Origin of the sequence: Sphingobacterium sp. B29, from assembly GCF_001952815.1 — a bacterium.
Taxonomy (GTDB): domain Bacteria; phylum Bacteroidota; class Bacteroidia; order Sphingobacteriales; family Sphingobacteriaceae; genus Sphingobacterium; species Sphingobacterium siyangense.
In genome coordinates, this window is record NZ_CP019158.1 from 389,652 (window position 1) to 401,566 (window position 11,915).

The window sequence follows — 11,915 nt, forward strand, 5'->3', positions numbered from 1 at the left end:
GTATTAAAACTTAACATTTAATCCAAAGGCATAGGTGCGTTGGAAAGGATATACTTTTGTATCGCCTAACGCTTCTGGGTCTATGCTTACTTTGAGTCCTGAACGTTCAAATAGATTTTCGCCACTTACATAAAAGCGGACGGCCTGTAAGCCTATTCTTTTTGTGAAATTCTGCGAAAGGCTATAGCCGAAAGTGATGTTTTTTACCCTTAAATAGGCTGCATTCTGCAAATAACGTGTATTAGGTATGCCGAGTTCTTGCCCAGTATCTTCTGCACTGTAAGATTTTATCCGTGGGAAATACCCGTCTCTGTTATCTGGAGACCAATGGTCTAAGTTCTGTTTGGTCACATTCGTCCAGGGTTGTGCATAAATTCCCCAGAAATAGATTTGGCTTCCCGGTGGATACCAGTCTCTTTTTCCGACACCTTGAAGAAATACACGTAGATCAAAACCTTTCCATGAACCTGAAAGGTCTAAGCTATAGGGGTATTGAATTTCTGAATTGCCTAGAATCTTGAGGTCACCATGGTCAGCAAGGGTTTGTTTACCTTTAGTGATCTTACCGTCAGGTCCTCCATCGGGCCCGCCCGCAATATCCTTGAACTTGATATCACCAACATAGTATTTATATTGCTGATCATCCGTTCCTACATCGGTTTGATCCAATTTGGCTAGCTCATCTTCATTTTGGAAGAAACCATCTGCTTGAAGACCCCATATCTCACCGATGCGCTGTCCGGCGTAATGCTGTCTAATATCGCCCGTTGGGTTGTCAAATTTGGTAATTGTGGCTTTGCTGTTTGCTAGTGTAAATGTCGCGTTATAATGGAATGGCGATCCAGCTAGGTCGAATTTGTCTTTCCAGCTAATGCGTAGATCCCAACCATTCGTTTTCATGTCGGCCGCATTGAAGTTCGGTGCGTCAGCACCAAAGGCACCGGGAAGAGTTCTTCCTGGGATCAGCATACCCTCATTGGTCCGTTTGTAAATATCAAATGTCGTATTTAGGCGACTGTTGAGTAGATTAAAGTCAATACCCCCATTGATTGTTGAAATACGCTCCCATGTTAAGGATTTGGCGACCACTAATGGTGGATTCAAGGATATCGGACGATTACCTTCAATAAATCTAGGAATGCTGTTATCCACTGTCATAGACGGCAAATAGGGATAACTTAGTGGATTCATATACTTGTCATAGACGGTTTGGTTGCCCAATTGTCCATAAGAGCCCCTTAGTTTCAAAAAGTTGATCGCAGATTTGAGCGGGCTAAAGAATTGTTCTTCAGAAAGTACCCACCCCGCAGATACCGATGGGAAAAATCCCCAGCGGTCTCCTTGAGGAAAACGTGAGGAACCGTCCAGACGGCCATTGGATTCAATAAGGTAACGCCCTTTATAATCATAGTTCAGACGATAAAATACACCTTGCAGTGCATAATCGTCGATACTATGGGTAACTGTTGTCGCTCCACTACCTAAGCCGATGGATGGTATATCAGCCGAATAAAGACCATTTTTAAGCGCATAATTCTTTTCTGTATTTCTATATTCTTGGTTATAACCGACTAAGGCGCTGACATGGTGGTCATTAAACTGTTGTGTATATTGTGTATACACGTTGATTACATCATATCGGGTGTTTTCCTGCTGCTTATATGCGGAAGGTACAGTTCCACCAGCATACTGAGGCGTAGCATTCGGCCCTGTCTTGTACTGCACAGGACGATCATACCCATCTGTTACACCAAAGGAACGACGGAAAGTAACATCTGCGTTAGCTGTCCATATGTTTTTGATCAGATCTGCTTTGGCATTGAATGTTGTTTGGAACTCGTTGATATTTTCTTTTCTTCGTCCCCCTTCTTGTAATAGTCCCAAAAGGCCAGCGCCTGCTTGCGTCCAGCTGCCATCCGGATTTTTTGGAACATCCAAAGATGAGGTACGGTTCACATTCCAAAAGAAATCACCGCCCATGAAAACAGGAGCTTCGTATTGTCGGCTTGTTAATACCGTATTATTTCCGAAGTTCAACCAAGGAGTGACTTGCATATCCATTTTATTGCGAACATTGTAACGGTTAAGTTTGTCATTTCCATATTTTAGCGCACCGCCGAGCTTATAGTATTCTCCAGAGAATAAGTAACTTAATTTGTCTGTTCTTTTACCCAAACTCAAGTTGAGCGTGTTGGTAGGAGCCATTTTTTTATAGGCTTCCTTCATCCAATCGGTTTGGCCATAATAAGCCCATTTTTCTGGGTTTGTAGGGTCCAAGATCGTGTTAGGCAAACTCGGATCCTGCTGAAGCTTTTTAGCATATTCACGTACTGCATCTGGATACAAATCATATAATGGGTAAGCAGCATCGTGCTTATATTGCATCACGGTAAGCGGATCTGTGACAACATCAGGCAATTTACCGGTGGTACGCCATTGTGTGCTCATTCCTACATTCACCTGAAGCTTTTCGGATTTAGCAGATTTGGTTGTTACAAGAACTACACCGAATGCTCCACGAGCTCCATAGATTGCAGCTGAAGCCGCATCTTTTAAGACCGATACGTTTTCAAAATCATTTGGATTGAGTCTCGCTAATTCGTCACCAGTGACAGGAATATTGTCTACTAATATAAGAGGCTCACCACCATTGATTGATGTGATACCGCGGATATTGAATTTTGCACTTTGCGAAGGATTACCGCTCGCGTTGGTGATGTTCAAGTTGGGGATCAATCCCTGCAAGGCAGCACCTAAATTGGTGACCGGTCTATTCTCAATTTCTTTAGCGGAAATCTGGTCTACTGCGCCCGTTAAATTTATTTTCCGTTGTGTACCATAACCAACGACCACCACCTCATCTAATTGTGATGTGCTCGTTTGTAAAGTTACATTTAATGTGTGTTGATTTCCCACCTGTATACGCTCTGTTGTGTAGCCCATATACTGAAATGTCAGCACTGCTTTCTCAGGTATCCGAAGCGAGAAGTGTCCGTTGGCATCTGTTTTTGTAGATAATGCGGAATTTCCCTCTACAGACACCGTTACACCGGCAAGTGCTGCTTTTGAATCGCGAACTGTACCTGTAATTTCGAAATCTGTACGTTGTTTTTCGGAAATAACAATGGTGTTATTGAGAATCTGATAGCTTAGATTCTGTCCTTTAAGTGCTTTGGATAGCACTTGTGAAATGGAAGCATGATTTGCATCCACACTGATGGGCTGTAGATTATCCAGCAGTTTTTCATCATAAAAAAATCGTAAGTCTGTTTGCTTAGAAATTTCTTGTAAAACTTTCTCAACCTTTACTTTTTTTAAGGAGAGATTGACTGTTTGTGCATTTCCCGAGGCATATGCTCCCAAAGCAAGGGAAAGCAAAGAAAGAGTGCTTAACTTTATCATACATAAAGTTTTAAAGGCTGGAGGGATCCGGAATTCCCGTGTTTTCTCCTGCCTTTTCATTGGAGAAAAAAAAATTCATAAATTAGAATGATTTTTGAGGTTTTAAATTTCTGTTGGTAATCAGTAAAATAAGCCTTGGATTTAACTGGGGATGCGTCAACATCCCCTTCTTTTGTTATTGCCAGGCGATAAGTCGATGTTTATGCCATAGATGTATTTTTAGGTAGATAATCAATTTCATTGCACGATTACGTTCCGACCGTTGATGTCGAATTTTCGCCCTGTCGCTAAAGCAAGGATTTCCAATACTTCCGAAAGCTTGCTGTTTCTGCTTATGGAGCCTTTGTAGGTAGAAGCGTTAGTGATGGCTTCGATATTTTTAAATTCAACATTATACCAACGTGCAATTTGCTGCGTGATATCGTTGAAATTGCTGCCGTCGAAATAAAATTCTTCACGCTGCCATGCTGTATTTTTCACTATATCACTTACTTTGACCTGAATATCATTCGCCAATGTTGTCGCTTGCTCACCGGGTTTAATAATAGTCTGCTTACCTTCTTTAAGAACTTTGACACTTCCCTCTACGAGTGACGTGGACACTTCATTTTGATACGCGTTGACGTTGAATGTGGTTCCAAGGACCTCGATCGTTGTGCCATTGGCGTGGATGCGGAAAGGTCGGCTAGCATCCTTAGCGACCTTAAAATAAGCTTCTCCCGTTAATGTAACTTGACGTTGATCTGCCTCAAAATGTGTTGGATAAGAAAGCTGAGTGAGCGAATTGAGCCATACTTTTGTACCATCTTCTAAAATGACCATATAAGTACCGGCCTTGGGTACATCAACACGGAAATTTTTCCCGGCTATAGCTGTCGTTGAACTATGCTGTTGGACAAATGGATCTGCGAGCTGTTGCTCTTTTCCTGTCGGTGTTATAAGTTTTGCATAATGTCCTCCCGGAAGGATGTCGTTGTGAAAAGTCTTGTTGTGGGAACGAACCTCCGCTGCCAATGTAAGCGGTATTTGTGCTGGCGAGGACAATTTTTGATAGAACCAGAAGCTAAACCCCGAAACGGCGATAAGGGTGGCAGCAACCATCGATTTAGATCGTACCCAGCTCATTCGTTTGAGTGGTGCGGGTTCATCAAATAGTTGAGCATCTAATCTTGCATTGATACGTGATGCCAGATCGGGTGGATTTTCGTTCACTGACAGCTCGTTCTCGGATTGGTCCAATGTATAAAACCAACGGAGTACCTGTTGTTCTTCCGCAGCTGTACATTGGCCTTCCAAGTATTTTTTAAGCAAGGCTTTGGCTTGATCTGATGATTCTTGTTCCTTCATACAAACCTATAATCCCCTTATGCGAAGAGAAGTACCGAAGAAAAATCAAAAAAAAGGTATAAATTGCTGTATTACAGTGTTTTTAAATGTGAGGTATTGGGAAATGAGACCGCATGACGCAAGTTCGTCTAGCGGACTATTATTTAAATCGAAGCTTGAGCCAGCCTAGAGCCAGTGAGATATTGTTTTTTACGGTTTGTTCTGATAATGCAAGTTCGGTGGCGATATCTTTAATAGACATGGATTCTTTTCTGCTAAGCGAGAAAGCAGATCGCATTGTTGAAGGCATCTTGTCAATTTCTTGCTCGATCAGTATCGAGAGCTCTTTTGCCAAGAGTTCTTCTTCAGATGTTGCTGTTGTAGACTGTGTTTGGTAGGTCTGTAAGAGGGCTTCAGCGCGGACAACCTTACGCTGCTCTTGTATGGTCCAGTCAATGATTTTGTATTTGGCTGTTTTAAAAAGATACGGATAGAGGGAGGACTCAATGCTGATTTTGTGTCTATTGTTCCAAAGGGCGACAAATACCTCCTGCAGGATATCTTCACAGTCTTCAACACAGGAAACACGGCGCTGTATAAATCGAAAAAGTATAGCAGAATAGCGATTGACTAATTCCGAAAAAGCATGACGGTCATTGGCTTGAATCCCAACGAATAGCACGGTGTCATCTAACTGTTCCATAATTACCGCAATTTATGTACTCCCTTAGTTTAATTTTAGGCCAAATTTATAATTGTGGTGTTAAGTTAGTATTAAAAACAGAAAATATGATGATGTTTTTTTTAATCAAACGATTGCATAAAATGTTAGTTAACAAAAAAATCTTTATCTGCTCCTTTTTGAATAGGGAGCAGATAAAGATGTGAATAGTGCTATTAGAAATCTTTTAAATCTATTCTTACAAACGAGCATCCACTAATTTTCGATCGAGTATGCCCTTGATGTCAAAAACAACGGATGGATTCTTTTTTAAGTTGTTGAGATCCAAATGTAAAAATTCTCGATGTCCAACGGCAAGTATAACGCTGTCATAATCTGCAGATTCAGGAAGAGATGACATTAGATCGAGATTGAAATGTGATTTCACATCATCTACATTTACCCATGGATCGTAGACATCTACCTTTAAACCAAACTCTTGGAGGTCATGGATCATGTCAATGACCTTGCTGTTTCTAATGTCAGGACAATTTTCTTTGAATGTAATACCTAATACCAGCGCTTTGGCTCCCTCAAATTTGATATTTTTTTGAATCATCAGTTTAACAACTTTTGAAGCAATGAAAGAAGCAATTTGATCATTCACCTCTCTGCCAGATAAAATGACGTGGGGATGATAGCCTAGTTGAGTTGCTTTTTGAGCAAGATAATAAGGGTCCACAGAAATACAATGGCCTCCGACTAAACCCGGTTTAAAACGAAGGAAGTTATATTTTGTACCTGCAGCATCTAACACGTCCTGTGTATCTATGCCCACTCGGTCGAAGATTAGCGCGAGCTCATTCATAAAGGAAATATTTACATCACGCTGAGCATTTTCGATCACTTTGGCAGCTTCGGCAACTTTGATTGAGGGGGCCAAATGTGTCCCGGCTTCAATAATATTTTTATAAAGTCCATCTACCACCAATCCTGCCTCAGGCGTACTTCCGGAAGTCACCTTCATGACTTTTTGAAGTGAATTTACTTTATCGCCTGGATTAATGCGTTCTGGTGAATAGCCAACAAAAAAATCTTGATTAAATTTTAATCCCGAGAAAGTCTCCAAAACAGGTATACACTCTTCTTCAGTACAACCAGGATAAACAGTAGATTCATAGATCACCAAATCACCTATTGTCAAAAGCTCTCCAAGCATTTTAGAAGCTTTTAACAAAGGGGACAAGTCTGGAGAATTATAACGGTCTATCGGAGTTGGGACAGTTACAATATAGACATTTGCATCTGCAATGTCAGCTATAGAATTACTCGCATCATAACCTTTGTTTTGGTTAGATGTATGGAATAAATCTCGCGCCCGTTTTAACTCTTTTTGATCCGTTTCTAGGGTGCGGTCAAGCCCTTGCTTAAGCTCTTCGATACGTGTTTTATTTATGTCAAATCCAATCACCGGGAAAAAATCGGAAAATGCTATTGCTAATGGCAATCCTACATATCCTTGGCCGATGACGGCAATTTTTTTTACCTTAAAATCTCTCATATATAGCTGTAAATATACGTTCTTTGCTTTACTTTTAACCTCTTGTCAACCAACCTCTGCGTCCGGCTGTCGCTATCGCATACGGTGTAATCCAGAATAAGCTGAAGGCATAAAATATACTGTAACTATAAGCCCAAAAAGCTTCTTTGGCGTCGGAGTTTTTCGAAGCAAAGAAATAGGCCTGAATGCTGGAAAATATTAAGATACCGACCAACGTTGAGCTTAAGAACATTAATGGATAATGAAATACTGTCCACAGCATCAAAAACATCATTGGATAAGACAATAATACTTTTTTCCATTGCATAAGCAATAAGATACGTGCTCCCCATTTAGGTCCTTGACGGAAATTCTTAAATGCAAATTTACTCATCGCAATGTTTTCGCGCACGTTACTTCGTTCCCAACGGATGAACATTTTGTACAAATTTTTATAACGGACCGGCGTGTCGGTATAAACGTATGCATTGGATTGAAATAAAACATGATAACCTTGTTTTAGGATCATATTGGTCATTGCACGATCTTCACCGATATCGGACGGTTGCCCCATAAAAGTCTGGTTGATCCAATCCTCCAAACAGTTCATGACAGCCTCTTTACGGTAGCCGGACAAGGCTCCTGGTGTACACATGACCGTGCCCAACATACTTTGCGCAGACCGTACAAACTCAAAGCTGAATACGAAGCTAACGTTCAACATACGTGGTATAATCGCTTTTTTAGTATTCAATACGCGCACGTTGCCCGCAACTGCTCCACACTCCTTGTTTGTTACAAAAGGACTCGCCATATTACGTATGGTATCCTTTTTAACAATAGAATCACTATCAACCGTAATAAAGATTTCTCCCGTACCTAACTTAAATCCACGGTATAAAGCATGTCTCTTACCCATATTCTTGGGCTGCTGATAAATTTCAACACGATCGCCCAATTCCATTTTGGCACGTTGTATCCAGGCAAAGGTATTGTCCTTACTACCGTCGTCAATGGCAATGATCTGAAGTTTCTTCTCCGGATAATCACTGCTAGCCAAACTATGTAAGGTATCATAGACTAACTGCCCTTCGTTATAAGCCGGAACAATAATCGTACAAGTAGGTAGCTCATCGTCCGATACAGAAGCAATGGGCTTATATTTACGGTGAAGTACAATTAAAAAAATCAAAAAACTGATGGCAATAGCCGCTAAAAGTATCCCGAAAATAATCAAAAATGTTCCGCCAATACTGTCTAAACGTTGGAAACGTAACGCATCAAAATCGGGTTGAAGCATGTATACGCCAAAAACAGACGCAAATAGTATAAAAAAAGTCGCTCCAAAAATACCATATTCTCTTGGACCAAAGTTGCTTTCCTCGTTTTTGCTCACTGTATGATCAGATCGCTTTTCTCCTGCATTTACATCGTATACCGCAGGCTGCCATGGTTTGGTCATCTGCTTGGATACGATCGAGTTTTCTTTCATGTAATTCATAACCGTTCTATTTTAGATACACATTCGTTCATTCTATATTTAACCGATACCGCAATCGGCATCATTTGTAATGAAAATATTACGATTGCATAAACGCAAAAGACATGCCTTTATTTTGTGCCAAAAATGGCCCCACTGTTCAAATTGTAACGTTCTTGATACAAATTAATGTTAAGTAAGTTGTTCTTTTTCAGTGTTTTAATTTTATTTTGTAATAAAAATCGATTAAAATATAATAACGATATGGGCAGTAGACTTTTAAGGTTTTTTAACATTTGCCTGCTGATTGTTAAGAGAAATTGACAATTTTTGTGACAAACTGTGTAGGAAAGGGGGCAGTCGGTCAGGTGAAGAATTCGGCTGAAACCAAATAAAAAAATGCAAGGGATGGAGAAAAAAAAAGACGCTCCCAAAAGAGAGCGTCTACAATATGATTGAGTTTCTAAATCGTATTTATCCGCCAAATTCCATCAGATAATTTTTTAGAAAATCATTCAGATCACCGTCCAGGACAGCTTGTGTATTGGATGTTTCGTAATTGGTCCGTAGATCTTTAATTAACTTGTAAGGATGTAGGACATAATTTCGAATTTGGGATCCCCATTCTATTTTCTTTTTGTTTCCTTCAATAGCAGCGGTAGCTTCCTGGCGTTTACGCATTTCAATCTCATATAACTGCGATTTCAATAAGCGCATCGCATTTTCTTTGTTTTGTAATTGCGATCTGGATTCCTGATTTTTAATAATAATGCCTGTCGGTTTGTGATGTAATCGGACTGCTGTTTCCACCTTATTAACGTTCTGGCCACCCGCACCACCTGAGCGGAACGTGTCCCATTCGATTTCCGAATCCTTAACATCAATCTCAATATTATCATCAATCAAGGGATAGACATAAACAGACGCGAATGAGGTGTGGCGTTTTGCATTGGAATCAAACGGGGAAATCCGAACGAGCCTGTGTACACCGTTTTCTCCCTTAAGGTAGCCATAAGCAAAATCGCCTGATATCTGTAATGTTACACTCTTAATGCCTGCAACATCACCTTCCTGCGAATCCTGTTCGGTCACTTTATACCCATTTTTTTCGCCCCACATAATATACATACGCATCAGCATGGCAGCCCAGTCACAACTTTCAGTCCCGCCGGCACCAGCTGTAATCTGTAAAATTGCATCGAGCTGATCTTCTTCGGCGCTAAGCATGTTTTTGAATTCGAGCTCCTCAACTTTCTCTAAAGCTAGTTTATATTGGTCGTCCACTTCCTTTTCATTTGCGTCGCCAGATTGGAAGAATTCATACATGACATAGGCGTCCTCAACCGCCGCTGCAACTTCGTCGAAGTGGTCTGTCCATACCTTTTGGTTTTTTATGGCCAAGAGTATTTTCTCTGCAGCTTTGGAATCGTCCCAAAAGCTCGCTTCAAGCGTAATAGCTTGATCTCTTTCTATTTCTTCTTTGCGTGCATCGATGTCAAAGATGCCTCCTCAGGGAAGTAACACGATCCCTCAAGTCTTGAATTTGTTCTTTTGTCATATCTGCTAAAGTAGAAATTTTAATTAATAAATTCGTGCTTCTATCGAATAACTTCGCACCCAATATAGATTGCCAAATAGGGATAATTTGACCTTTTTTTTTTTAGTTTTGGTATTGTCAACGGAATAAACCTTCATTTAAGGATCTACACAATGTGTAACAATGAAATACTGAAGGCTCTAATTGATGTTTAAAACAAATAATTTCAGTAAAAACAGTATGTTCCCAAAAATTAATTTTACAAAAACTGAGGCCTATAAGAATCTAGCGCAGCATTTTGGTTCTTTATCAGGTCTATCTAACAATAGCGGAAAAAATGATCTACGCGCACTTTTTGCCGCAGATCCCGAACGTTTTGAGAAGTTCTCGATCGCTTTCGAAGATATACTTTTGGATTACTCCAAAAATCGGATTACCGAAGAGACAAAAGCGCTCTTGATACAGCTCGCGAATGAATGTGGTCTTGAAGAAGCGATAGCCGCGATGTTCTCGGGTGAGCGCATCAACGTGACCGAAAACAGACCGGTGTTACACACCGCTTTGCGAAATCAATCCGATCAGCCCGTTTATGTGGACGGAAAGGATGTTATGCCCGACGTTAAACGCGTGCTGGCACAAATGAAAGCCTTCACGGAAAAGATTATAGCTGGTGAGTGGAAAGGATATACGGGTAAAGAAATTACAGATGTGGTGAATATCGGTATCGGTGGTTCAGATCTAGGTCCTGTGATGGTAACAGAAGCATTAAAAGCGTATAAAACGCGCTTAAATGTACATTTTGTCTCCAACGTAGACGGTACACACATTGCTGAAACATTGAAAGCTGTGGATCCTGAAACAACCTTGTTTCTGATTGCCTCAAAAACTTTCACAACGCAGGAAACGATGGCCAATGCGCATACAGCTAAAGACTGGTTTTTGGCGAGCGGAGCCCTTCAGGAGGATGTCGCTAAGCATTTTGCAGCATTGAGCACCAATACAGAAGCAGTACGTGCCTTTGGAATAGATACTCAAAATATGTTTGAGTTTTGGGACTGGGTAGGCGGACGTTATTCCCTGTGGTCTGCTATAGGTCTTTCCATTAGCTTGGCAATAGGCTTTGATAATTTCGAGGAACTTTTAAAAGGTGCCTACGATGCGGATGTTCATTTTAGGGAAACTTCTTTCGAATCCAATATTCCGGTAATATTGGCTTTGCTTGGTGTATGGTACAATAATTTTTTCCAGGCCGAAAGCCATGCAATTCTCCCTTACGATCAATATCTGCACCGTTTTGCTGCATATTTCCAACAAGGGGATATGGAGAGTAATGGCAAATATATTGACCGTAATGGTCAACAGGTGGATTATCAGACTGGACCGATTATATGGGGTGAACCTGGTACGAACGGACAGCATGCCTTCTATCAGTTGATTCACCAGGGAACCAAATTGATTCCTTGTGATTTCATTGCGCCTGCCAATAGTCTTAATCCGATCGGAAACCACCACCAATTGCTATTGTCTAACTTTTTTGCACAGACTGAAGCTTTGATGAATGGCAAAACGGAGGAAGAAGTAGTTGCCGAATTGAAGAAAGCAGGTAAATCGGAGCAAGAAATAGAAGCGCTTAAAGCCTATAAAGTCTTTGAAGGCAATCGCCCGACGAATTCCATCCTGTTCAAAATAATGACACCACGTACTTTAGGACGACTTATCGCATTTTATGAGCATAAGATTTTTGTGCAGGGTGTGATCTGGAATATTTATAGTTTTGATCAATGGGGTGTGGAGCTAGGTAAACAATTGGCCAATCAAATCCTTCCGGAATTAAGTGACGCCAATACGGTTACGAGTCATGACTCTTCTACCAATGGATTGATCAATGCATATAAAGCTTGGCGGGATTAAATTTCTAACTAGGATCTAAAAGAGATCCTTTATACAACAGTACTGCCCTCAGAAAGTA

Annotated in this window: 7 protein-coding genes; 1 reads left to right on the top strand and 6 read right to left on the bottom strand. The window is 40.7% G+C overall.

What is annotated here, in order from left to right:
- Positions 1 to 3: 3 nt before the first annotated feature.
- From BV902_RS01745 to prfB, 6 genes are all read right to left on the bottom strand, one after another.
- Positions 4 to 3,402 (bottom strand): TonB-dependent receptor, encoded by a 3,399-nt coding sequence (locus BV902_RS01745; protein WP_083663777.1) that lies wholly within the window; start codon positions 3,400 to 3,402, stop codon positions 4 to 6.
- 237 nt (positions 3,403 to 3,639) lie between these two features.
- The gene (locus tag BV902_RS01750; protein WP_075990507.1) at positions 3,640 to 4,749 is read right to left on the bottom strand and encodes a FecR domain-containing protein; all 1,110 of its coding nucleotides are present in this window, start codon (positions 4,747 to 4,749) and stop codon (positions 3,640 to 3,642) included.
- Between the two features lie 139 nt (positions 4,750 to 4,888).
- Positions 4,889 to 5,431, bottom strand: a complete 543-nt coding sequence (locus tag BV902_RS01755; protein ID WP_075990508.1) for an RNA polymerase sigma factor — start codon at positions 5,429 to 5,431, stop codon at positions 4,889 to 4,891.
- Positions 5,432 to 5,648: 217 nt separating this feature from the next.
- Positions 5,649 to 6,950 (bottom strand): nucleotide sugar dehydrogenase, encoded by a 1,302-nt coding sequence (locus BV902_RS01760; RefSeq protein ID WP_075990509.1) that lies wholly within the window; start codon positions 6,948 to 6,950, stop codon positions 5,649 to 5,651.
- Positions 6,951 to 6,984: 34 nt separating this feature from the next.
- Positions 6,985 to 8,430, bottom strand: a complete 1,446-nt coding sequence (locus tag BV902_RS01765; protein ID WP_216640422.1) for a glycosyltransferase — start codon at positions 8,428 to 8,430, stop codon at positions 6,985 to 6,987.
- A 453-nt stretch (positions 8,431 to 8,883) separates the two neighbouring features.
- Positions 8,884 to 9,967, bottom strand: a protein-coding gene (prfB, locus tag BV902_RS01770; protein WP_157625830.1) for a peptide chain release factor 2 whose coding sequence is annotated in 2 segments (ribosomal slippage) — positions 8,884 to 9,906 and positions 9,908 to 9,967 — 1,083 coding nt in all. Because the reading frame shifts where the segments join, the coding sequence is not laid out codon by codon here.
- Positions 9,968 to 10,186: 219 nt separating this feature from the next.
- On the opposite strand from prfB, the gene pgi reads away from it, so the two are divergent.
- The gene (gene pgi / locus BV902_RS01775; RefSeq protein ID WP_075990511.1) at positions 10,187 to 11,857 is read left to right on the top strand and encodes a glucose-6-phosphate isomerase; all 1,671 of its coding nucleotides are present in this window, start codon (positions 10,187 to 10,189) and stop codon (positions 11,855 to 11,857) included.
- Positions 11,858 to 11,915: the final 58 nt, after the last annotated feature.

Coding starts and splice junctions, on each gene's coding strand:
- pgi (WP_075990511.1), top strand. CDS start 10,187: ATGTTCCCAAAAATTAATTTTACAAAAACTGAGGCCTATAAGAATCTA.
- BV902_RS01745 (WP_083663777.1), bottom strand. CDS start 3,402: ATGATAAAGTTAAGCACTCTTTCTTTGCTTTCCCTTGCTTTGGGAGCA.
- BV902_RS01765 (WP_216640422.1), bottom strand. CDS start 8,430: ATGAATTACATGAAAGAAAACTCGATCGTATCCAAGCAGATGACCAAA.
- BV902_RS01760 (WP_075990509.1), bottom strand. CDS start 6,950: ATGAGAGATTTTAAGGTAAAAAAAATTGCCGTCATCGGCCAAGGATAT.
- BV902_RS01750 (WP_075990507.1), bottom strand. CDS start 4,749: ATGAAGGAACAAGAATCATCAGATCAAGCCAAAGCCTTGCTTAAAAAA.
- BV902_RS01755 (WP_075990508.1), bottom strand. CDS start 5,431: ATGGAACAGTTAGATGACACCGTGCTATTCGTTGGGATTCAAGCCAAT.